This is a genomic window from Bradyrhizobium sp. 1 (assembly GCF_023073315.1).
Taxonomy (GTDB): Bacteria; Pseudomonadota; Alphaproteobacteria; order Rhizobiales; family Xanthobacteraceae; genus Bradyrhizobium.
Window position 1 is genome coordinate 44479 of the sequence record NZ_JADPJH010000014.1, and the last position, 22194, is coordinate 66672.

The following is a 22194-nucleotide window of genomic DNA, read 5'->3' on the forward strand; positions in this document are numbered from 1 at the left end:
CCCGGACGTGGTGGATGACGCCTTCGACTAATCCACCTACGGCACCGGTCGCGCCGCGATTAGTCGCGGCGGCCCTGCACCCACTGTTCCAGCATTTGCAGGCACATGGCGCGGTCGTCGTCCGAGGCCTTGGAGAAGGCGCGGTTGTAGCTTTCCTTGATCCAGGTCTCGTCGCTGCCGGCGCTGTCGCGGGCCAAGGTCAGCCACATCAGGCCGCGTGCGGCCTGCCGCGGCAGGCGGTCGCCGGCGAACAGCATCTGGCCGAGCAGAGCCTGGGCTTCGTGCTGGCCCTTCTGCGCGGCAAGGCCGAGCCAGCGGGCGCCATAGCGGAAGTCCTCGCGCGAGGCGTCCGGCGTCTTCAGGTACAGCCGGGCGAGATCGTACTGCGCATCCGCATTGCCGAAATAGGAGGCCGCATAGGAGAACATCTCCCGCGCCCTATCAGGGTCGGCCTTGATCTTCGAGTTCGGGATGCCGGCCAGATAATAGCGGCCGAGCGCGACGAAGGCGTTGGCCACGACCTGCGCCTGCGGCGCCGACGGGCTGTCATCGGCATGCGCATTGGCGATCCGATTGAAATAGTCGAACGCGCGCAGATCGTCCTGGGCGACGCCGTCGCCATTGGCGTACATGCGGCCGAGCTTGAACTGCGCGCCGGGATGGCCGCCCTCGGCCGCATATTGCAGGGCGCTGAGAGAGGTTTCCTGGGGCACCGCCGGCACCTTGCTGCGCACGGTTCCAACAGCGCCCGGCAAGGTCGTCACGACGGGGATGGTGGCGTCCTTGTTGTTGGCCGGCGAGCCGTCAAAGGCAAACGCCGGAACGGCCAGCGCACTGGCCCCCAACACAAACGCAACTATGGCACGCCTAGATGTCCGCATAACACTGTTTCTCGTGCGCGCCGCCCGGATGGGTCACTGCCCCCCCGACCGCCGGTCCAACCTGCTGAGCATATTTCCAGAGCGCGCCCGTCGTGTGGTTAGTCGCGCGAGCGGTCCATTTGGTCTTGCGCTGGGCAAGCTCCTGGTCGCTCAATTTTACGTTAAGGGTACCTGCGTCCGCATCAATCTCGATGATGTCGCCGTCCTCGAGCAGCCCGATCGGGCCGCCGATGGCGGCTTCCGGCCCGACATGGCCGATGCAGAAGCCGCGGGTGGCGCCGGAGAAGCGGCCGTCGGTGATGAGGGCGATCTTGCCGCCCATGCCCTGGCCGGTCAGCGCCGCGGTGGTCTGCAGCATTTCCCGCATGCCGGGGCCGCCCTTGGGGCCCTCGTAGCGGATCACGATGACTTCGCCTTCCTTGTAGGTGCGCTTCTGGACCGCCTCGAACGCGTCTTCCTCCCGGTCGAAGCATCGCGCCGGACCGGTAAACTTGAGGTTGGACATGCCCGCGACTTTCACGATCGCACCTTCTGGCGCCAAATTGCCCTTCAGACCGACCACACCGCCTGTGACGGTGATGGGCTTGTCTGCCGGGTGCACCACATCCTGGTGCGGATTCCATTTCACGCTCTTGAGGTTTTCGGCGATCGTTCGACCGGTGACCGTAATGCAGTCGCCGTGGAGAAATCCGTTGTCGAGCAGCGTCTTCATCAGAAGCGGTATGCCACCTACTTCAAACATGTCTTTGGCGACATAACGGCCACCCGGCTTCAAATCCGCGACATATGGTGTCTTTTTGAAGATTTCGGCGACGTCGAACAAATCGAACTTGATGCCGCACTCATGCGCGATCGCCGGCAGGTGCAGTGCAGCATTGGTCGAGCCGCCGGATGCGGCGACGACGGCAGCGGCATTCTCCAGCGCCTTGCGCGTGACGATGTCGCGCGGCCGGATGTTCTGGGCGATCAGGTCCATCACCTTCTCGCCCGCGGTCGTGCAGAAAGCGTCGCGGATTTCATACGGTGCCGGAGCACCGGCCGAGTAAGGCAGCGCGAGGCCGATGGCTTCCGAGACGGTCGCCATGGTGTTCGCCGTGAACTGCGCGCCGCATGCGCCCGCCGAGGGGCACGCCACGCGCTCGATCTCGTCGAGGTCCTCGTCCGACATGGCGCCGACCGAGTGCTTGCCGACCGCCTCGAACATGTCCTGCACGGTGACCTGCTGCCCGCGGAAATTGCCGGGCAGGATCGAGCCGCCGTAAATGAAGATCGAGGGCACGTTGAGGCGGACCATCGCCATCATCATGCCCGGCAGCGACTTGTCGCAGCCTGCAAGGCCAACAAGGGCGTCATAGGCATGGCCGCGCACGGTCAGCTCGACCGAGTCGGCGATGCATTCGCGCGACGGCAGCGAGGAGCGCATGCCGTCATGGCCCATGGCGATGCCATCGGTGACGGTGATGGTGCAGAATTCGCGGGGTGTGCCGCCGGCCGACGCGACGCCCTTCTTCACCGCCTGCGCCTGGCGCATCAGCGAGATGTTGCAGGGAGCGGCCTCGTTCCAGCATGAGGCGACGCCGACGAAGGGCTGGTGGATCTGCTCGGTAGTCAGACCCATGGCGTAGAAGTAGGAGCGATGGGGCGCGCGCGTCGGGCCTTCCGTCACATGACGGCTCGGCAGCCTCTGCTTGATGTTGGTCTTCGCGTCCATCGCGACCAGTTTCCTTGGCGAACCCTTGTCAGACCCGGAAAATCAAAGCCAAGATTTGAATCGACCTTGGGATTTCCCGTCGCCGCCTGAGAGACCGCCGCTGCCCTAAAACTTAGAGCGATTTTATTCACGTTCTGGTGTGGCCAAAAAGCGGCGTTGATGCGAACGACCGGTGATGAGGGTTAAATCCGCCGTGAGTGTTGCGAAGACGGCACAATCGTTACCGGGAAGACACGGGTAAGGCTACTGCAATACCTTCGCGAAGATGACAATCCACAACTTGAGATTTTACGACGGATGCCGCGCACCCATGTTGGCCGGCGACCACGGGCGCACCGCAAAGTGAGTCGTCCCCTCTCCCCCGTCGCCCTTCGAGGGCCACTGAAGAAGCAGCCACCTCAGGTGACGGAGATGGACTGGCGCAGATCTCTCCACGTCATTACGAGCGCAGCGCGCGTTCATCGCGCCTGCAAGATCACGCAGTCCGGCGCGGCGCTGCCGCAGCATGTCGTCTCGCATCCGCTGACCAGCGCGGCCACCGTCGCTTCCAGCGCACGCAGCTCGGCGATTTTCTTCCTGATCGAGCCGAGGTGCTTCTCCGCGAAAGTCTTGGTGTCGCTGCAGGGCAATCGCCGCTGCACTGAGGCGAGGATGTCGCGCGTCTCGTCGATGGAGAAGTCGAGCTCGCGGCAGTGTCTGACGAGATTGAGCGCCTTGAGGGCTTCGCTGCCGTAGATGCGCTCGCCGCCCTGGCGCGCCGGTGGCGCGAGAAGACCAATGCTCTCGTAATAGCGGATGGTCGGGACAGAGACGCTGGCCGCTTTAGCGAGGACGCCAATTCTCATGGAAGCTCTCACTTTGCGCTTGAACCTCAAGTGGCTTGAGGGCGTAGCGATCCGGTCCATGACGCACAAGCTCGAGGAGAATGACATGAGCGTTATTGGACCGTCCTGCAACCTGCCCTCCGAAACGTCGCCCGGTTGTGGCTGCGCAGGCAGAACCGAGCCGGGCGGCGGCAAGGCCGCGGGCACCGCGGTCGCGACGGCCGTGGTCGCTGCAGCCTGCACGGCATGCTGCGTGCTGCCCTTCACATTGCCGGCTGTGGCGCTCGCCAGCGCGGGAAGCCTCATCGCCGTGCTCGACCACGCGCACGGTCTGACGACGAAATTGTCGGTCGCCGTCGTGGCCTGTGCCTGGGGCTGGATCGTGTGGCGATCGCGGATGAGCGGCTTGAAAATCCGTTCGTCCGTGCTGGCGGCGATGTGCGCCGCGACGGTGCTGACCGCGACGGCTGCGCTGTGGCCGGTGATGGAGTCCACCGTCTTCCACGCCCTCGGCGCCGTCAAGAAGCCGAAGCCGCCGGCGAGCTGATGGACGCCCTCACGATCTTCGGAATGCTGTCGGTCAGCGCGATGCTGCTGTTCTACGCACACGAGCCGCGCGGGCCGCATTATGTGCTGGCCTTCGCAGCGGCATGCGCGCTCAGCGGGATTTACGGCTTTCTCCAGGGCGCCTGGCCGTTCGGATTTATCGAGATGGTGTGGACGGCGGTCGCCTTGCGGCGATGGAGCAAAGTCCGGTCATCGCAATGACCGGACTCCGTACGTTGGTCGGCGCTTATGCGTTCCGCATCGCACGACCGAACGGATCGACAAGCCGCACGACCTCACAGGCGGCGACGAGGCCGGCGAGCCAGACGGCGCTGGTCAGCCCGATGCGCGTGACGATGGCCGCGGTGAAGGCGCCCTCTCCGCCCAGGAACGGCGTCGCGGCGAGCAGCGCGAGCTCATAGACCGCGTAGGCGGCGACGAACGTGATCGCCAGCATCAGCGGCGTACGGCCTTGCGGCAGCATGCGGAGCACGGTCGATGCTGCGGCGGTCGCAAGAAGTGCCGCCGCGCCGAGGACAAAACCCCAGGCGATGGTGCTGCCATCGACGGGATAATGCAGCACGCCAAAACCGATGCTCTGGTTCACGAGCCAGGCACCGGTGACGACGAGCAGCGCCGGACGCAGCGGCAGCATCGCGGCCGCAACGACGGCGAAGGCCGCAAACGGCGTTGCGCAGGCAAGCGCGAAACTCGCGAGCGCGCACGACACCGTCAGCAGCGCAAAACCGAACATCGGCGCAAGGCGCGGCGCGACCGGATGAAGACGAAAGCGGTCGGTATGGGGCGAAGGCATATCAGCAGGCATCATGGATCTCCTCGCAGTGATCCTAGCACATTCGCCTGATGGCCTCGATATGACATGCACGCGAGCAGCGGCCCCAATTGGGCCTAGGCCGGCTCCCGCTCCGCATGCGTCCGGATCATCGCCCGCTCGCCGGCGTCGACGAGCTGGCCGATGCCGGTCCTGCCTGCGAGCGCGCACCGGATGATGTTTTCGGCCACCGACCTGCGGAAGCCATGAGCCTCGCCGTCGGGACGATCGCGGCAGACCCGGTCCAGCGCCAGCTTCATGTTGATCCGTGTGCGGGTGTCGAAATGCTCGCTGATCATGCGCCCGGCCTCGATACGTTGATGTCGGGGCGGAAACGCCTTGGGAAAGGCAGGGTTCCAAATCGGGATCACGGTGACTTACGTTCGTCCTCGCAGGCGCTGGGCCTGAGCCCAAGCCTTGCTGACGTCGCGCGGCGCGACGTCCAGGCGCCGGATCGGCGTCAATTCGCCAGAGGCCGAGACGATCGCGGTCTCCTCGCGGCGGCAGCGCGGACATACGAAACGAACCTCGTGCGGGGACGCCGACCAACTCGAACGTTTCACATTGGCGGCCATCGGCCAGGCCTCGCAATGCGAGCATGACACCAGAAAGCGACCGGGATCGAGCATACCCATTCAATCGGACTCCGCGCCGTGCCCGCTCACTCAATGGTCATGTCATATAAATCGTTCCGGTGCCCCGGCACCGTCAGCTCTCGAGCCAACGATCCCTGCCAACCGCAGGCCGCTCAGTGCGCGCCCTTGAGGGTGCAGGCGGTGGTGCAGGTCACGGTGTTGCCGTGGCCACACGACTTGCAGGCGGCCACGCACTGATTCATGTCGCGGGGATTGTAGGCGCTGTAATTCCGCGCCAGGCAGGCTGCGGTCGAGCCCGTGATGTCCTGCTCCTGGTTGCAGGCCGCTGTCATGAGCGCGAGGATGAGGACCGCAACGACACGCATGGGATCGCCCTGCAAAAGCCACCGTCAAAGCGACGTTCTCAAGGGCAAGTTGCGCTGCAACGAGCCCCGGCATTCCCATCGCGAGGAACGACGCCACACGGCGTGCCACGCATCCAGATCAAGGATGCGCGCCAAACGTTAAAAACGGCTTTCAGCCGCGCGGCCCTGCAATGGTTCCACGCATCATGCCGCGGTTTGCATGTCCGAGGCTTACGTCACCCCTCAAGCAGCGGCCTTTTAAGCAGCAGCTCTGGTCGCAACCGCGCGCCGCGTCTCGTTCGCCAGCTCGTGATAGTGCTCGGCGAGCTTGAGATAGAATTCGCGCTTGGTGCTGTCGGTGGCGAGCTTGGTGATCAGCTCGCATTCGGCGGTGAGCGTCTCGAACCGTTCCAGCCTGTCCTCAAGTTCTGTCATCGGCGTATCCCCATCAAACGCCTCAAGGACACGTAACCTAAGCCCGGGAAATAGGTCACGGCGAACATCGTTATGGAGTAGAATTTTTTTTGATCGGAAAGACACACTCGTTGCGCGCTTTGCCCTATCGGACCGGTAGTATATTGACGCGCCTCCCGCCTGATGCCAGTTTCGTGAACGGTAGTGCCCGCAAGGGCTCTCCAAGGGAATGTGGTGCGTCCGTCTCGGCGGGCAATTCCGCGGCTGCCCCCGCAACTGTAGGCGGATAGCCGACGACCAAACAAACCACTGGAGCCCCGCTTGGGCCTCTGGGAAGGTGGTCGAAGGCGATGACCCGCGAGCCAGGAAACCTGCTGCCAGCCATGAGTCACGCGCGAACGCATTGGGCGGGGTGCCCCGGTGTCGGAAGAGTAGCCGGTGCATCTGCCGCCAGGGGCGAAGGCAGTCTGCTAAGGCAACCGCGGTGACGGTCTGTTTGCGTCGCCGCAGAGCGTTGTCGTGCAAGATCTTCATTTCCATTCTGGCGTTGCGCCAGCGTTATCTCGTGCTTTCCTGATTGCTGTGCTCTCGTCGGCATCGCTGTCGTCCGCGGCGTTCGCGCAAAGCGCGACGCAGGATAGCCGCTCCCGGGAGGTCGATCCGGTGATCGTCACCCCACCTGCTCAGAGACAGGCCCCAGCCATAAGCCCCGGCACCCAGAAGCCGCGAGCGGCCCGGCGCGCTCCGGGACGCGCTCGCGCCGCTCCCGTCGTTGCTGCTCCGGTAACCCAACCACCGTATACTCCGGTGCAAACGCCGCTCAACACGGCCGTCGTGACCGGCGTCGGCTCGCGGCTCGGGATCACCGCACGGGAAACGCCGGCAACGGTCGAGGTTATCGGCCAGCAGACGATGCAGGATCTGGGCGTCAGGACGACGACCGAAATCGCCAAGGCGGCCGTCGGCGTCACCGGCGGCGATGCGCCGGGCGCGCCCGCGATCTTCTCGATGCGCGGCTTTTCCGGCGACCAGCTCACCACGCTCTACAACGGCATCCCGATCGGTCCGTCCACCATGACCGGCCGTCCGATGGACACTGCCAATCTGCAGCAGGTCGATATCATCAAGGGACCGGACTCGCTGGTGGCGGGCCTCGGCGCGACCGGCGGCGCCGTCAACTACGTGACCAAGGCCCCGCACACCGGGCCTGTTATCAATGAGGCCTTCACGTCATACGATTCCTTCAACGGCTACCGCGCCGGTTATGGATCGGGCGGCAGCACGCTGATCAACGGTCTCGACTACCGCTTCGACATCAGCCATTCCAACGACAAGAGCTTTATCGACGATACCTATTCGAAGCTCAGCAACGTCTCGGGCCAGCTGAACTACCGCGTCAACGACAGCTTCAAAATCTGGGGTGCGGCCGAATACAAGCAGGACAAGGACCGCTTCTACTGGGGCACGCCGCTGGTACCGGCGAACGCACCGGGCATCGTGCCCACGAACGGCATCGTCTCGGGCCAGTGGACCAACTACTATCTCAACGGCCATACCGGAACGCTCAACCCCGTCACCATCGACGCGCGCACGCTGACCACCAGCTACAACGTGCTCGACAATCACAGCGGCGCCAGCGAGCTCTGGCTGCGCAGCGGTTTTCAGTGGGACATCACCAACAACGTCTCGCTGCGCAGCCAGGTCTACGGCTACGATGCGCACCGGCACTGGTTCAACAACGAGATCTCCTCGTTCGACGATTCCGGGCCGAACAACGTCTATCGCGAGCGGCTGGCGCTGGACCACGCCCAGCGGCTCTACGGCAACATCACCGACCTCACCGTCAACTCCAACCTCGGCGGGATGGACAACCGCTTCGTCGCCACCGTCATGGCGAGCAGCTCGCAGTTCAACGTCTCGCAGGACACGCTTTTCTTCTCGGACACGGTCGACCTGGTCAATCCAGACCGCGGCCTCTACGGCCCGCGCAGCGACGAAAAGATCTATACGCATCTGAACACCACCTCGCTGTCGTTCGAGGACCGGCTGAAGCTGACGTCGACCTTCGCGCTGATCGGCGGCATCCGCTTCGAGGACATCGAGCTGTCACGCACGCGCTTCTCGCCTGACGGCGTGCTTCGCACCGACCGCGGTTATCCCTTCTCGAAGACGTTCAATCCCGTCACCGGCCGCATCGGCACCACCTGGGAGGTCACGCCGGGGGTCATGCTGTACAGCCAGTATGCGACGGCGGCGGACCCGACCGTCGCCAACATCTTCATCCTTGCCCCGCAAGTGCCGCTGCTGCTGACGACGTCACGGACCTACGAGACCGGCGTCAAGCTGCAATCGGCCGACAAGCGCGCGGAAGCGACGTTCTCCGCCTTCGACATCGCGCGCAAGAACGTCTACGTGCCCGAGAGCGGCATCGTCTTCAACGTCGCCGGCAAGATGGCGTCGAAGGGTGTCGAGATCGCCGCCGCGGTCAACCCGGTCGCCGGTCTGAAATTGTGGGGCAACGTCGCCTTCGTGCAGTCGCGCTTCATCGACTTCAGCTATGTCGACGGCGGCGGCGTGCTTCAGTCCTATTCAGGCAAGACGCCGCCGAACGTCCCGAACTTCATCGCCAATGCCGGCGCGTCCTATCGCTTTGACACCAAACTGCCGGTCGAGATCGGCGGTCTCGTCCGTCACGTCGGCGACCGCTTCAACTTCCAGGACAATCTGGTCACCATGAACGCCTACACGATCTTCGACGCCTTCGCGTTCGTCGACATCCCGAAGGCGTATTTCCCCGGCGTCGACCAGACCCGGATCAGCTTCCGCGTGAAGAACCTGACCAACAAGCTCTACGCCGCCTGGGGCGACCCCGGTTACAACGACCAGATCATCCTGGGCGCGCCGCGCAGCTATGAGGTGGCCGCGTCCTTCAAATGGTGACGCCGCGCAAGACGTGAAGAACCAAAACCTGGAGAACGACCGCTATTTCTGCTCCAGCCGCCAGGCGCCGTCCCAATCGGCGTCCGGCGGAGTAGCCTCGAAGTGGGATATGCGGGCCAGCATGGCGAGTGACGGACCGTCGCCGGGGACGCTCTCCAGCCCGGCGTTGAACGCGGCGCGCGCGTCGTCGAAGCGGCGGGCGCGATAGGCGGCGAGACCTTCAATATAATGCGCGCGCAGGCTCTCCTGCGGCTTCGCGAGCGAGCCGGCCTTCCCCATCACCTCGAACATGGGTTGCGCTACGCTCTGGCCCACGACCGCGAGACGATCGATCTCGCGCAATTCGAGGCGAGATCCGATCGCGTCCGCCGTCGCCTGCGAGATCAGGATGCGGGTGCCGTAGACCTTGTTGACGGCTTCCAGGCGCGAGGCGAGGTTCACGGCATCGCCCATCACAGTAAAGCTCATCATCAGCTCGGAGCCGATGCTGCCGGTCAAAACCTCGCCGGTGGCGATCCCGATCCGCAAGTCGCACGGCACAGGCATGGCGCGGATACCGAGGAGATCCGGGAGCTGCCTCTGGAGCGCGGGTACCTGGTCGGTCATGTCGAGCGCGGCGAGGCAGGCAAGCTGGGCCTGCTCCTCCTCCTCAATGAAGGGCGGCCCCCAATAGGACATGATGGCGTCGCCGATATATTTGTCGATGACGCCGCGATTGCTCCTGATCGGACCGGACATCATCGTGAAATAGTGATTCATCACCTTGACGAGGCCGCGCGGGGTCATGCCCTCGCTCATCGCGGTAAAGCCGCTCATGTCGCAGAACATGATCGTCATCACCCGGCGCTGGCCGTCGATGGCGACCTCGGGCTTGTCGATCAGTCCCTGCACCACCTTGGGATCGATATAGCGGCCAAAGGTCTCGCGAATGCGCTCGTTCTGACGCAACTGCTCGACCATGCGGTTGAAGGCGGCGGCGAGCTCGCCGATCTCATCCTGCGTCGAGACGCTGATGGGCTTGTCGAAGTGGCCCGCCTCGACCTGGCGGGTGCCCGCCAGCAACAGCCGGACCGGACGAGTGATGCCGGTGGAGACCATGATCGAAAAGGCAAGCCCGACGATCGCCGCGAGAATGGTCACGATGCCCGAGACGATGATCGCCTGCCGCTGATGTCGGATCACCTGCGCCGTGCTCACGAATACCTGGGACAGCATGTCAGCGCGGATCGCGTCGATCCGCTGGGTGAAGAGGTCGCGTAGCGCGTCCACATGGACAAGCGTGTCGCGGGCGCCCGCAAAGTCCTTGGCATCGAGCTGCTTCAGCAGCTTGGTATCCTGGTCGTCCAGTTCGCGGCGGAGCTCTTTGACCGCATTCTCGATCCGCGTCTCGATCCGGGCGAGCGCGGCATTGTCCGACGGCGTGCTCTCGTCATCGATGATCGCGTTGATCAGCTTTCGCGCGGCTTCGGCCTCCTGCTCGACCTGGGCGTCCGTGTCCCTGAATGTCTTCAGCCGAGCCGCAAACCCCTCCTCGTCCGGCGGCGTCTGCATTTTTGCGATCACCATGCGCCTCATCGCCAGCGCCCGCTCCAGCGAGCGGACATTGGACCGCGCCAGATGGCCGTAGGCGGGAATATACCGCTCGGTCAGTTCGTCCAGGAGGCGGCCGACGCGGCCCGACATCACCATCGACAGGATCGAGGTGACGAGCATCAGGACGATCAATCCGAGGGCGATGCCGACGATCTTGCGCCGGATCGACTGGTTGAAAAGCGGCATGGGCGTCGGGCAAGGAGCTGAGGGGACGGCTTGGAACCTCAATACACCGGATTGGACGGCGGGAACACGCGCAATCTCGCCGTTTACGGCGCCTCTGACCGCACACAACCGTCGCGCGAGTCCTATTCGTTAACAAAGGTTAAGAGCGCTGACTTGTCCGCCATTTCGGAAGTTCCCGCGCCTCATCCGTATTTTGCCGCATTGTTGCGACAGCGTGACAAATGCGAAACGATGCCGTGCCATCATCTCAGGCATCGATTCTCGTATCGATTGAGTCTCAAGCCGCATACGGTCGCGGACCTTGGTTTGTAGTGGTTTCGCAGGGGGACCATGGACATGAACCAGTGCCTACGCTCGCTCGCGTGTCTCGTTGCCATGGCCGCGCTGGCGCTCCTTCCGGCGGAGCTGGCAGCGAAGAGCAAGTCATCGGCGCCGAAGAAGACGCATGAGGCGAAAGCCGGCAAGCAGCGCCACGCTGCGGCGGGCAAGCACGGCAAACATGCCGAGGCCAAACGCAAGCCGAAGAAGCAGGATGACGAAGCCGCGGACAAGCCGGCCGCGCCGCCGCTCACCGGGGACCTCGCCGCGCTGAAGGACGCGATCGATCTCGCGCGCAAGGGCAAGACCGACGATGCGACCGCCGCACGCGACCGCATCACGGATCCCGCCGGACAGAAGCTCGCCGACTGGTTCATGCTGCGCCATTCCGAGAGCACCGCGAACTTCAAGCGTTACGCCGCTTTCGTCGCCGCGAATCCGGCTTGGCCGAGCAGCGCCCTGCTCCGCCGGCGTGCCGAGGCGCGGCTGTGGCAGGAAAAGAGCGACGCGGCGACCGTGCACAAATTCACGATGGATCGGCCGACCAGCGCCAAGGGTAAGTTCGCGCTGGCTCGGGTATTGCTCGCTGAAGGCGACAGCGACAGGGCAACGCGCCTCGTCCGCGAGGCCTGGCGCACCGACGAATTGTCCGAGCGCAGCGAGGAGGAGTCCTACGAGGCGTTCCGCGATCTCCTGACCGCCGACGACCATCGCGCCCGCATGGACAAGCGGCTCGGCGCCAAGGACTATGCCGGCGCAAGGCGCGCGGCCAAGCGGCTCGGCGAGGATGCGCTCGCGATCGTGAAAGCCTGCTCCGCCGTCACCGGCAAGGCGAGCAAGGCCAAGGACTATCTGGATGACGTCTCGACCGAGGCGCGGCGCGATCTCGGCTACGTCCTCTGCCGGGCGCAATGGCATCTCCAGAACGACCGCATCGACGACGCGGCCGAGGTGATTTTGGCTGCCGCACCCGACATGATGGCGGCGCAGGACACGGATGCGTGGTGGCGCGAGCGCCGCCTGCTGGCGCGAAAGCTGCTCGACCAGGGCAAGGCCAGGACGGCTTACGACGTGGTGCGCGCCGCAGCGATCCCGGCGATGGAGGTCTACCGCGTCGACTATCATTTCATGTGCGGCTGGATCGCGCTGCGCTATCTCGACGATCCCAAGGCGGCGATCATGCATTTCGCCGCGATCGACGAGGGCTCGGCCAATCCGATCGCGCTGTCGCGCGCCCATTACTGGCGCGGCCGCGCCGCCGAAGCCATGGGCGCAACGGCTGATGCGCAGCTGAGCTATCAGACCGCGGCGCGCTATCCGACCGCCTATTACGGCCAGCTCGCCCGCGCGAGACTCGGCCTCGACCGGATCGAGCTGCGCCCGCCCTCGCCCGTGCTGGCCTCGGCCGACACGCTGCCATCGGATGAGCGCGTGCGCGCCGCCGACATGCTCTACGGCATCGGCGAGCGCGACATGGTGTTCTACTACGCCGAGGATTTCGCCAAGGAGAGCACCGACGTCGCAGCGCTCGAAGCGCTCGGCGAACTCGCCGGCCGGCGCAACGATGCGCGCGTGATGCTGGAGGTCGGCAAATCGGCGCTGGCGCGCGGGCTCGCGCTCGATCATTACGCCTTCCCGACCATCGGCATTCCCGAACACAAGCAGGTCGCACCCGCGATCGAGACCAGCGTGATCTATTCGGTGGCGCGCACCGAAAGCTCGTTCGACCAGCGCGACAAGTCGGCCGCCAATGCGGTCGGCCTGATGCAGGTGACGCCGGAAGCGGGCCGCGATACCGCAAAACGCTTCGGCCTGACTTACGATTGGGACAAGATGGTTTCCGATCCCGTCTACAACACGCAGATGGGTGCGGCCGAACTCAGCGCGCTCTTGTCGGAATATCGCGGCGACCAGATCATGACCTTCGCCGGCTACAATGCCGGCCGCGGCCGGGTGCGCGAATGGGTGCAGGTGCACGGCGACCCTCGCGACCCCAAGGTCGATCCGGTCGACTGGGTCGAGCGCATCCCGCTCTCGGAGACGCGCAACTACGTCCAGCGGGTGATGGAGAACGTGCTGGTGTATCGCGCAAGGTTCGAGGGCAGCGGCGCGGTGGCCGGCAAGAGCGACCAGCGCGTGGTGGCGAAGGATGCGAGCGCCAAGGCGACGCCGGTGGGATTTATGGGGCCGGATTAGAGGTCTCGTAGGGTGGGCAAAGGCGCGCAAGCGCTGTGCCCACCATCTTTCCAAATACCTCGATAGAAATGGTGGGCACGCTGCGCTTTGCCCACCCTACGAGACCCCCTCACTCGACCGTAATATTCGCCGCCTTGATCATCGGCCACCATTTTGCGATCTCGGCCTTTTGCCGCGCGCCGAGCGCCTCCGGCGTGAGCTGATCCCGCGGCGTCATCTCAAGGCCCTGGCTTTCGAGCTGCTTCTTCACGGCGGGATCGTTCAGCGCTTCCACGGCGGCGGCGTTGAGTTTGGTGACGATCTCCTTCGGCGTGCCCTTCGGCACCCACAGCCCCGACCACAGCGTCATGTTGAAGCCCTTCAGGCCCGCCTCCTCCGCGGTCGGAACATCGGGCGCGGAGGCGAGGCGCTTGTCGTCGGTGATGGCGTAGGCGCGGATGGTGCCGGCACGGACCTGGTTGATGGAGTTGGAGGTCTGGTCGATGATGACGTCGATCTGGCCGGCGATGAGATCGTTCAGCGCGGGCGCGGTGCCGCGATACGGCACGTATTGCAGTTTGATGCCGGAGACGCTCTCGAAATAGACGCCGGCGATGTGGCTGCCCGAGCCCGCGCCGGCGGTGCCGGCGGTCGGCGGCGACGGCCGCGACTTCAGCCATTCGATCAGCTCCTTCAGCGAGGTCGCGGGCACCGCGGTCTTGCTGACGATGATCATCGGGTTGCTCGGCAGCAGCACCACCGGCTCGAGATCGGCGACAAGGTCATATTTGAGCTTGTAGACGGCGCCGTTGGCGACATGGGTGCCGAGATGGCCGAACGAGATGGTGTATCCATCCGGCGGCGATTGCACGGCGCGGCCGACGCCGATCGAGCCGCCGGCGCCGGTGACATTCTCGATCACCAGCGGCTGGCCGAGCGAGGTCCGCATCCGCTCGGCAAGCACACGCGCCATCGCATCCGACGGGCCGCCAGCGGCAAAAGGCACGATGATGGTGATGGGATGTGACGGATAGTCGTCGGCGCGCGCGGCGCTGGAGAGCGCGAGAATACCGATCAGCCCGGCCCAGATGGCCTTCTTCATTGTGGTCTCCTCGACGATGTCGTTTTTGTTTTTGTCTCTTCCCGCGTACGGGAAGAGGGATCGTTCGTGAAGAGACGAAATGACGCGCTAGAACTGCGTGTAGTCGATCGGCTTGTGGCGATCGAGCGCGCGGTCGACCTTCGGCAGCGGGTACTTCAGCCCGGTCGCGCAGTTGAACAGCATCACGCGTTCGGTCTTGCTGACGCGGCCGTCGGCGAGGCTGTCCTTATAGGCAGCGTAGGTCGCGGCGCCCTCGGGGCAGAGCAGAAGCCCCTCCTCGCGCGCAACCTCGCTCAGCGCCGCCGATATCTTGTCGTCGTCGACCGCGATGGCAAAGCCCTTGCTCTGCCGCACCGCGCGCAGAATGAGAAAATCGCCGATCGCCTGCGGCACGCGGATGCCGGATGCGATGGTGTGGGCGTCCTCCCAGCGCGTCGCATGCTCGGTGCCGGCGTCATAGGCCCGCACCATCGGCGCACAGCCGGAGGCCTGCACCGCGACCATGCGCGGGCGCTTGCTGCCGATGAAGCCGATCTTCTCGAGTTCGTCAAAGGCCTTCCACATGCCGATCAGGCCGGTGCCGCCGCCGGTCGGATAGAAGATCACGTCGGGCACGTCCCAGCCGAGCTGCTCGGCGAGTTCGAGGCCCATCGTCTTCTTGCCCTCGATGCGGTACGGCTCCTTCAGCGTCGAGGTGTCGAACCAGCCGACTTTCGCCTTGCCCTCGCCGACGATCTTGCCGCAATCGTCGATATAGCCGTTGACGCGGTAGACGGTCGCGCCCTGAAGCTCGATCTCGCTGACATTCACTTCAGGCGTATCGGCCGGACAGAAGATCGTGGTCTTGATGCCGCAGGACGTCGCATAGGCCGCAAGCGCCGCGCCGGCATTGCCGTTGGTCGGCATCGCCATGTGCTTGATGCCGAGCGCCTTGCCCATCGACACCGCCATCACCAGCCCGCGCGCCTTGAACGAGCCGGTCGGCAGCCGCCCCTCGTCCTTGACGATGATCTCGCCGCCGCCGAGCTTCTTGCCGAGCTTCGGCAGCCGGATCAGCGGCGTGGTGACCTCGCCAAGCGAGACGATATCCTTGCATTTGCGCACCGGCAGCAGCTCACGGTAGCGCCACATGTCGGCGGGACGCTGTGCGAGCGCATCCTTGGTCAGCGCTTTCTTCACACCGGCGAGGTCGTAGCGCACCAGCAGCGGCTTGCCGGCCTTGGAGAGGTTGTGGACCTCGTCCGCGGCGTAATGATCGCCCTCCATCGCGCATTCGAGATGGGTGACGAAGGTTGGGCGTTCGATGGTGAGGTTGTCGTTGTCTTGCATGGCTCGCTTCTTTCTTCTTGTTTATTGAAACCGCTGTTTCCACGCGTCATTGCGAGGAGCTCTTGCGACGAAGCAATCCAGACTATGTCCGCGGAGGCATTCTGGATTGCTTCGCTTCGCTCGCAACGACGGCGGCCATCAAATATTCAACACCCGTCCATACGCATCCAGCACCGCTTCCTTCATCATCTCCGACAACGTCGGATGCGGGAACACGGTGTGCATCAGTTCCTCTTCCGTCGTCTCCAGGTTCATGGCGACAACGTAGCCCTGGATCAGCTCGGTGACTTCAGCGCCGACCATATGGGCGCCGAGCAGCTGGCCGGTCTTCTTGTCGAAGATCACCTTGACCAGGCCCTGGTCCTCGCCGAGCGCGATCGCCTTGCCGTTGCCGACGAAGGGGAAGCGGCCGACGCGGATCTCGCGGCCGTTCTCCTTGGCCTTGGCTTCGGTCAGGCCGACCGAGGCGACCTGCGGGTTGCAATAGGTGCAGCCGGGGATCATCAGCTTGTCCATGGGATGCGGATGCAGGCCCTTGATCGCCTCGACGCAGATCACGCCCTCATGCTCGGCCTTGTGCGCGAGCATGGGGGGACCTGCGACATCGCCGATGGCGTAGATGCCGGGGACATTGGTCTTGCCGTAGCCGTCGATCACGATGCAGCCGCGGTCGGTCTTCACGCCGAGCTTTTCCAGGCCGAGATTCTCGATGTTGCCGACCACGCCGACGGCCGAGATCACGCGCTCGAACTCGGCTGTCTGCTTTGTCTTGCCGTCGTCCAGCGTTGCGACGACGCTGTCGCTCTTCTTCTCGAGCTTGACGACGCCGGTGTTGGTCAGAATTTTGATGCCCTGCTTCTCGAGACGCTTGCGCGCAAGGCCCGCGATCTCGGCGTCCTCGACGGGCAGGATTTGCGGCAGCACCTCGACCACAGTGACATCCGAGCCCATCGTCTTGAAGAACGACGCAAACTCGATCCCGATTGCGCCCGAGCCCATCACCAGCAGCGATTTCGGCATCTTCTCAGGAACCATCGCTTCAAAATAGGTCCAGATCAGCTTCTTGTCGGGCTCGAGCCCCGGCAGCACACGCGGCCGCGCGCCGGTCGCCACGATGATGTGCTTGGCCTGATAAGCCCCCTCGCCGAGCGCGCCCTTCGGGCCCTCGACGTCGGACTTCTTCACGGTGACCTTGCCCGGCGCATCGATCGAGGCGGCGCCCCAGATCACGCTCACCTTGTTCTTCTTCATCAGGAAGCCGACGCCGTCGTTCAATCGCTTGGAGACGCCGCGCGAGCGCTGCACCACGGCCTTCGGATCGAACGAGACGTTATCGGCAGACAGGCCGTAATCCTTGGCGTGCTGCATGTAGTGATAGATCTCGGCGGAGCGTAAGAGCGCCTTGGTCGGGATACAGCCCCAGTTCAGGCAGATGCCGCCGAGATAGGATTTCTCGACGATCGCGACCTTGAAGCCGAGCTGCGCCGCCCGGATCGCGGTGACATAGCCGCCGGGACCGGAGCCGATGATGATGACGTCGAAGGATGTGTCGGCCATTCCGGCTCCCATTCAACTGAACTTCGTAGGGTGTGCAAAGCGAAGCGTGCCCACCGCCTTCCAACACTATGAAATAAGGTGGGCACGGCGCGTTTCGCGCCTCTGCCCACCCTACATATTCACGGCTCGCTTCTCACACCATCATCATGACGGGGTTTTCGATCAGCTGCTTGAACGCGCCGATCAGCTCGGCGCCGAGTGCGCCGTCGATGGCGCGGTGATCGCACGACAGCGTCACGCTCATCATGTGCGCGATCTCGATCTTGCCTGCGCGCACGACAGGACGCTCCTCGCTGGTGCCGACCGCGAGGATGGTCGCATGCGGCGGGTTGATCACGGCCGTGAAGTGGCTGATGCCGAACATGCCGAGGTTGGAAACCGCGGTGGTCCCGCCCTGGTACTCTTCCGGCTTCAGCTTGCGCGAGCGGGCGCGGGCGGCAAAATCCTTCATCTCGTTGGAGATGGTGGAGAGCGTCTTGGTCTCGGCCTTGCGGATGATCGGCGTGATCAGGCCGCCGGGCATCGCTACCGCGACGCCAACGTCGGAATGGTGGTGCTTGACCATGCCGCTTTCGGTCCAGCTCACATTGCAGTTCGGAATCCGCTGCAGCGCCACCGCCATCGCCTTGATGACGAAGTCGTTGACCGAGATCTTATAGAGCGGCTTCTTCTCCTTGTCCTTCGGCGCAGCCGCGTTGATCTCCTCGCGCGCGGACATCAGCTTGCCGATGTCGCAGTCGATGGTGAGGAAGAAATGCGGGACGTTCTGGATCGACGCGGTCAGGCGCTGCGCGATGGTGCGGCGCATGCCGTCATGCGGGACGATATCGTAAGAGCCCGGCTCGAACAGCGACAGGATCTGCTTGTCCGACATGGTCGGCGCGATCGAGGAGGCGCCGGCGGACGGGGCCGCGGCTGGTGCCTTGAGGCCCTTGCCGGACTTGGCCTGCTCGACGTCGCGGGCGACGACACGGCCGTGCGGGCCGGTGCCTGACACCATCGCAACATCGACGCCGGCTTCCTTGGCGAGACGGCGCGCCAGCGGCGAGGAGAATACGCCGCCAGCATGGCCGTTGCTCTGCGCCGCCGGTGCCGCGACCCGAGGTGCCGGGGCAGCAGCGGGCGCCGGAGCGGCCTTGGGGGCGGCAGGCGCCGGCGCAGCAGCGGGAGCCTCCGCAGCTTTCGGAGGCGCGGCCGAAGCGCTGGGCTTCGCAGCGCCAGCGGCCTTCACATCCTCACCCTCGCCGGCGAGCACCGCGATCACGTCGTTGACCGGCACATCCTGCGTGCCCTCGGGCACGAGGATCCTGGCGATCGTGCCCTCGTCGATGGCCTCGACCTCCATAGTCGCCTTGTCGGTCTCGATCTCGGCGATGATATCGCCGGATTTGACCTTGTCGCCTTCCTTCTTCAGCCATTTGGCGAGGTTGCCCTTCTCCATCGTCGGCGAGAGAGCGGGCATCAGGATGTTGATGGGCATGCTGACCTCAAGAAGAACTTTGCAAAAATTCGTCCCCGAAAGTGAGAACGAACAGACCAGGTTTAGTTGCCGATGTCGCCTTGCCACAGGCGCTCATTGGCAGGAACGGAACGCCAATTCTTCATCATGGTGATGGAGCGGTCGTCGGCAAGATCAATCCAGGGAATCCCGAACTTGTCGAGAATGTCCTTGGAGCCCTCGAAGGTGACGGATTCTCCGATCACCACCAGCTTGACCTTGAACAGAGCGAGCGCGCCGGCACACATCGAGCATGGCGACAGCGTGGTGTACATGATTGTGTCGTGGAACGAGATCGCGCCGGCCTCGCGCAGGCAGCTCATCTCTCCGTGCAGGATGACGTTGTTTTCCTGCACGCGATTGTTGTGGCCGCGGGCGATGATTTTGTTCTCGCGTGTCAACACGGCGCCGATCGGCAGACCGCCCTGCGCGATCGAGTCCTGCGCCTCGCGGATCGCCTCGAGCATGAAGTCGAAATGGTAGGATTCGATCGCCACGGTCAGTGCCCCTTGCTGCGCGGCGTCGTGGTGCCGGTGTCCGTGGGACGCTCGATCTCGGCCTGGAACATCTCGAGGATTCGGCTCATGGCGTCTTCCTCGGTGTATTCGCTCTCGCGGGCATAGGCGCGCGCGGCGTGGCGGGCGAGATCGACGAGCAAGAGCCCCCACATGTCGGGCTCCTCGAAAGCCCGCTGGAACGCCATCGACAGCCCGCCGTCCAGCACGAATACGCGCAGGATCTCAACTGCATCATCGCGGTCGAGAACGTCGGGTGGCAATGGCTGCTCCTTCGGGCCCGTCATGGCCTACCTGTAACAGACGGCTTTGGCGGCCTCGACCACTTCCGCGACGGAGGGCAGCGCGAGCTTCTCCAGGTTCGCGGCATAAGGCATCGGCACGTCCTTGCCGGAGACGCGCGTAACAGGCGCATCCAGATAGTCGAAGGCGTTCTCCATGATGCGCGCGGCGATCTCGGCGCCGACGCCGCTCTGGGCCCAGCCCTCTTCCACCGTCACGGCACGGCCGGTCTTCTTGACGGAGTTGACGAGGGTCTCGGTGTCCATCGGACGCAGCGTGCGCAGATCGATCACCTCGGCCTCGATGCCCTCCTTGGCAAGCTCGTCGGCGGCCTTCAGCGCGTAGCTCATGCCGTTCGACCACGAGATGATGGTGACGTGGCTGCCGGAGCGCACGATGCGGGCCTTGCCGATCGGGATGACAAAGTCGTCGAGCTTGGGCACTTCGCCGGTGTGCCCGTACAGCATCTCGTTCTCGAGGAAGATCACCGGATTGGGATCGCGGATCGCGGCCTTGAGCAGGCCCTTGTAATCGGCGGCCGAGAACGGCGCGACGACTTTGAGGCCGGGAACGCTCGAATACCAGGCCGAGTAGTCCTGGCTGTGCTGGGCGGCGACGCGCGCAGCCGCACCGTTCGGCCCGCGGAACACGATCGAACAGCCCATCTGGCCACCGGACATGTAGAGCGTCTTGGCCGCGGAGTTGATGATCTGGTCGATCGCCTGCATGGCGAAGTTGAAGGTCATGAACTCGACGATCGGCTTCAACCCGGTCATGGCGGCACCGACGCCGACGCCGGCAAAGCCGTGCTCGGTGATCGGGGTGTCGATCACGCGCTTGGCGCCGAACTCCTGCAGCAGGCCCTGGGTTACCTTGTAGGCGCCCTGATATTCCGCGACCTCTTCGCCCATCACGAAGACGTCGGGGTCGCGGCGCATCTCTTCGGCCATCGCGTCGCGCAGCGCTTCGCGGATGGTTTGGGTGATCATCTCGGTGCCGGCGGGCACTTCCGGATCGGGCTCGGCGACAGCCTGCGGCGCGGGCGCGGCCTTCTCGGAAGCCTTGGGCGCAGGTGCCTCGGCCTTTGCAGCGGCGGGCGGAGCGGACTCCGCGGCCTTCTCCTGCTTGGCCGGCGCGGCCGCTTTGGCCAGATCGGCGGCGCTCTCGCCGTCGGCGAGGATGGTCGCGATCGGCGTATTCACCGCGACGTCTGCGGTGCCCTCGGGGATCAGGATCTTGCCAAGCGTCCCCTCGTCGGTCGCCTCGACCTCCATGGTCGCCTTGTCGGTCTCGATCTCGGCGATCACGTCACCCGACTTGATCGTCTCGCCCTCTTTTTTCAGCCATTTGGCAAGGTTGCCCTTTTCCATCGTGGGCGACAACGCGGGCATCAGCACTTGAATTGGCATATCGGCTCCAAAAGAAAGCTTGCGCGCGTTCAGCGATAAACGTCGGTCCAGAGCTCGGCGGCTTCCGGCTCGGGATCATGCTGGGCAAAGTCGGCGGATGCGTTGACGATGTCGCGCACTTCCGCGTCGATCGCCTTCAGGTCCTGCTCGCTGACCTTGGCCGCGAGCAGGCGGTTGCGCACCTGCTCGATCGGATCCTGGTCATGGCGAACCTTCTCGACCTCCTCGCGGGTGCGATATTTCGCAGGGTCGGACATCGAGTGACCGCGATAGCGATAGGTCTGCATTTCCAGAATCATCGGCCCTTTGCCGGAGCGGCACCAGGCTGCGGCTTCGTCGCCGGCGGCCTTGACGGCGCGGACGTCCATGCCGTCGACTTGCAGGCCGGGAATATTGAAGGACGCGCCGCGCTTCGAAAAATCCTGCTGCGCCGAGGCGCGCGAGACCGAGGTGCCCATGGCGTAGCGGTTGTTCTCGATGACGTAGATCACCGGCAGCTTCCAGAGCTCCGCCATGTTGAAGCTCTCATAGACCTGGCCCTGGTTGGCCGCGCCGTCGCCGAAATAGGCGACGCTGACATTGTCGTTACCACGATAGTGGTTGGCGAAGGCCAGACCCGTGCCGAGCGAAACCTGGGCACCGACGATGCCGTGGCCGCCGTAAAAGTGCTTCTCCTTGCTGAACATGTGCATGGAGCCGCCCTTGCCCTTGGAATAGCCGCCGCGGCGGCCCGTGAGCTCGGCCATGACGCCTTTGGCCTCCATGCCGGTGGCAAGCATATGGCCGTGATCGCGATAGCCGGTGATGACCTGATCGCCCAGCTTCAGGGCCATCTGCATACCGACCACCACGGCCTCCTGGCCGATATAGAGATGGCAGAAACCGCCGATCGCACCCATGCCGTAGAGCTGGCCGGCCTTTTCCTCGAACCGCCGGATCAGGAGCATCTCGCGGAACGCCTTGAGCTCCTGCTCCTTGGTGAATTCCGGGGGCGAGCCGCCGTCGGTTTTGTCCTGTGCAGCGCCTGCGGCGGCTTTCTTGGGTGCGGCCATGGGAATTCCGGGTCAGAGAAAACTTTCGTCCTCTCTAACCCAGTTCAAACGCCGTTGGAAAGCACCACGGCGGCATGGCACGACTTTCAT

The 22194-nt window shown here is 64.4% G+C and carries 21 protein-coding genes and 1 riboswitch; of the genes, 4 read left to right on the top strand and 17 right to left on the bottom strand.

Translation table 11 applies throughout. From position 1 onward, the window contains the following. Nucleotides 1-59: 59 nt before the first annotated feature. The 3 genes from IVB29_RS08810 to IVB29_RS08820 all read right to left on the bottom strand — a co-directional run bounded on the left by IVB29_RS08810 (nt 60) and on the right by IVB29_RS08820 (nt 3437). Nucleotides 60-881 (bottom strand): tetratricopeptide repeat protein, encoded by an 822-nt coding sequence (locus IVB29_RS08810; RefSeq protein WP_247503013.1) that lies wholly within the window; start codon nt 879-881, stop codon nt 60-62. Further along, entirely contained in the window at nt 868-2592 is a 1725-nt protein-coding gene (ilvD, locus tag IVB29_RS08815; RefSeq protein ID WP_247503014.1) for a dihydroxy-acid dehydratase, read from the bottom strand. The genes IVB29_RS08810 and ilvD overlap by 14 nt, the downstream gene beginning before the upstream one ends. A gap of 458 nt (nt 2593-3050) precedes the next feature. Further along, nucleotides 3051-3437, bottom strand: coding sequence for a MerR family transcriptional regulator (locus IVB29_RS08820; protein WP_247503015.1), 387 nt, complete (start codon nt 3435-3437; stop codon nt 3051-3053). 85 nt (nt 3438-3522) lie between these two features. Here IVB29_RS08820 and IVB29_RS08825 point away from each other — a divergent pair, with 85 nt between their 5' ends. Together IVB29_RS08825 and IVB29_RS08830 are read left to right on the top strand one after the other, a co-directional pair. Continuing rightward, nucleotides 3523-3963 (top strand): hypothetical protein, encoded by a 441-nt coding sequence (locus IVB29_RS08825; protein WP_247503016.1) that lies wholly within the window; start codon nt 3523-3525, stop codon nt 3961-3963. Further along, entirely contained in the window at nt 3963-4184 is a 222-nt protein-coding gene (locus IVB29_RS08830; RefSeq protein ID WP_247503017.1) for a hypothetical protein, read from the top strand. Before IVB29_RS08825 ends, IVB29_RS08830 begins: the two co-directional genes overlap by 1 nt. A 25-nt stretch (nt 4185-4209) precedes the next feature. On the opposite strand, the gene IVB29_RS08835 is transcribed toward IVB29_RS08830, so the two are convergent. The 5 genes from IVB29_RS08835 to IVB29_RS08855 all read right to left on the bottom strand — a co-directional run bounded on the left by IVB29_RS08835 (nt 4210) and on the right by IVB29_RS08855 (nt 6169). Continuing rightward, a complete protein-coding gene (locus tag IVB29_RS08835) occupies nt 4210-4791 on the bottom strand; it encodes a hypothetical protein (RefSeq protein WP_247503018.1) in 582 nt (193 codons plus the stop codon). A gap of 80 nt (nt 4792-4871) precedes the next feature. Further along, nucleotides 4872-5093: a hypothetical protein gene (locus IVB29_RS08840; RefSeq protein WP_247503019.1), complete on the bottom strand. Its 222-nt coding sequence runs from the start codon at nt 5091-5093 to the stop codon at nt 4872-4874. 78 nt (nt 5094-5171) lie between these two features. After that, complete coding sequence (locus IVB29_RS08845; RefSeq protein ID WP_247503020.1) at nt 5172-5429, bottom strand: hypothetical protein; 258 nt, start codon at nt 5427-5429, stop codon at nt 5172-5174. Between the two features lie 113 nt (nt 5430-5542). Further along, nucleotides 5543-5755: a hypothetical protein gene (locus IVB29_RS08850; RefSeq protein WP_247503021.1), complete on the bottom strand. Its 213-nt coding sequence runs from the start codon at nt 5753-5755 to the stop codon at nt 5543-5545. Between the two features lie 237 nt (nt 5756-5992). Then, nucleotides 5993-6169 (bottom strand): hypothetical protein, encoded by a 177-nt coding sequence (locus IVB29_RS08855; protein WP_247503022.1) that lies wholly within the window; start codon nt 6167-6169, stop codon nt 5993-5995. 164 nt (nt 6170-6333) lie between these two features. After that, a riboswitch (cobalamin riboswitch) is annotated at nt 6334-6542 on the top strand. Nucleotides 6543-6955: 413 nt separating this feature from the next. On the opposite strand from IVB29_RS08855, the gene IVB29_RS08860 reads away from it, so the two are divergent. Beyond that, nucleotides 6956-9088 carry a TonB-dependent receptor gene (locus tag IVB29_RS08860; RefSeq protein ID WP_346731271.1) on the top strand — a complete coding sequence of 711 codons (2133 nt, stop codon included), beginning with the start codon at nt 6956-6958 and terminating at the stop codon, nt 9086-9088. Between the two features lie 42 nt (nt 9089-9130). Here the strand turns inward: IVB29_RS08860 and IVB29_RS08865 are convergent, their stop codons facing one another. Continuing rightward, nucleotides 9131-10867: an adenylate/guanylate cyclase domain-containing protein gene (locus tag IVB29_RS08865; RefSeq protein WP_247503024.1), complete on the bottom strand. Its 1737-nt coding sequence runs from the start codon at nt 10865-10867 to the stop codon at nt 9131-9133. Between the two features lie 336 nt (nt 10868-11203). On the opposite strand from IVB29_RS08865, the gene IVB29_RS08870 reads away from it, so the two are divergent. Continuing rightward, nucleotides 11204-13381 carry a lytic transglycosylase domain-containing protein gene (locus IVB29_RS08870; protein ID WP_247503025.1) on the top strand — a complete coding sequence of 726 codons (2178 nt, stop codon included), beginning with the start codon at nt 11204-11206 and terminating at the stop codon, nt 13379-13381. Nucleotides 13382-13490: 109 nt separating this feature from the next. Here IVB29_RS08870 and IVB29_RS08875 read toward each other — a convergent pair whose 3' ends face one another. From IVB29_RS08875 to pdhA, 8 genes are all read right to left on the bottom strand, one after another. Continuing rightward, on the bottom strand, nt 13491-14462 hold the full coding sequence (locus IVB29_RS08875; RefSeq protein ID WP_247503026.1) for a tripartite tricarboxylate transporter substrate binding protein BugD: 972 nt from the start codon (nt 14460-14462) through the stop codon (nt 13491-13493). 87 nt (nt 14463-14549) lie between these two features. Continuing rightward, the gene (locus IVB29_RS08880) at nt 14550-15791 is read right to left on the bottom strand and encodes a threonine synthase (RefSeq protein ID WP_247503027.1); all 1242 of its coding nucleotides are present in this window, start codon (nt 15789-15791) and stop codon (nt 14550-14552) included. 138 nt (nt 15792-15929) lie between these two features. After that, complete coding sequence (gene lpdA, locus IVB29_RS08885; protein WP_247503028.1) at nt 15930-17348, bottom strand: dihydrolipoyl dehydrogenase; 1419 nt, start codon at nt 17346-17348, stop codon at nt 15930-15932. 133 nt (nt 17349-17481) lie between these two features. Next, on the bottom strand, nt 17482-18828 hold the full coding sequence (locus IVB29_RS08890) for a pyruvate dehydrogenase complex dihydrolipoamide acetyltransferase (RefSeq protein WP_247503029.1): 1347 nt from the start codon (nt 18826-18828) through the stop codon (nt 17482-17484). Between the two features lie 62 nt (nt 18829-18890). Further along, nucleotides 18891-19343: a nucleoside deaminase gene (locus tag IVB29_RS08895; protein WP_092028708.1), complete on the bottom strand. Its 453-nt coding sequence runs from the start codon at nt 19341-19343 to the stop codon at nt 18891-18893. A 2-nt stretch (nt 19344-19345) separates the two neighbouring features. Next, a complete protein-coding gene (locus IVB29_RS08900) occupies nt 19346-19648 on the bottom strand; it encodes a DUF5076 domain-containing protein (protein WP_247503030.1) in 303 nt (100 codons plus the stop codon). A 3-nt stretch (nt 19649-19651) separates the two neighbouring features. Continuing rightward, nucleotides 19652-21052, bottom strand: coding sequence for a pyruvate dehydrogenase complex E1 component subunit beta (locus IVB29_RS08905; protein ID WP_247503031.1), 1401 nt, complete (start codon nt 21050-21052; stop codon nt 19652-19654). Nucleotides 21053-21081: 29 nt separating this feature from the next. Further along, nucleotides 21082-22104, bottom strand: coding sequence for a pyruvate dehydrogenase (acetyl-transferring) E1 component subunit alpha (gene pdhA / locus IVB29_RS08910; RefSeq protein ID WP_247503032.1), 1023 nt, complete (start codon nt 22102-22104; stop codon nt 21082-21084). Nucleotides 22105-22194 lie beyond the last annotated feature (90 nt).